Below are 710 nucleotides of genomic sequence, written 5' to 3' on the forward strand. Positions count from 1 at the left end.
GAATTTGGTTAAATCTGGTCTTTGGACAGCTCTGCGTACGCGACCTTTTAGCAAAGTACCTGAGATCAACAGCGTTCCGAACTCGATTTTTGTTACAGCGATGGATACCAATCCTCTTGCTGCGGATCCCTCTGTTGTGATTGCTGAAAAGGCGGAAGCTTTTGCTCAAGGGGTTACGTTGCTGACTAAGCTTACTGATGGTCGCGTATTTGTTTGCTGCGAGCCGGGAAAAGAGCCAGATGTCCCTTCAAGTGCTCAGGTATCGATCGAGAAGTTTTCGGGCGTTCATCCAGCTGGAAACGCTGGTACGCATATTCATTACTTGGATCCAGTCAGTAGTGCTAAAACGGTTTGGAGTATTTCTTACCAAGACGTCATTGCGTTTGCAGAACTATTCAAGACGGGAACTTTGCCTTCAGAGAGAGTTGTCTCAATTGCAGGTGAGGGAGTGTCTAAGGCACGCCTGATTCGTACACAGCTTGGTGCTTGTGTGAGTGAGCTTGTTAAGGGCGAAGGCGATAACGACGCGTGTCGAGCGATCAGCGGCTCGGTGTTTGGTGGCCGCACTGCACGAGGTTCTGTTGATTTTCTTGGGCGTTACGCTTCTCAGATAAGCGTTATCCCTGAACCGCAAGAGCGAGAATTGTTTGGCTTGCTTTCTCCTGGTGCTAGTAAGTTTTCCGTAATGAATATTTACTTGTCAAAGCTAC

The 710-nt window shown here is 48.2% G+C and carries 1 pseudogene; it reads left to right on the forward strand.

From position 1 onward, the window contains the following. Nucleotides 1-710, forward strand: a pseudogene (locus A3750_RS21780) (NADH:ubiquinone reductase (Na(+)-transporting) subunit A); the annotation flags it as partial.

The sequence above is a fragment of the Oleiphilus sp. HI0079 genome (assembly GCF_001635105.1).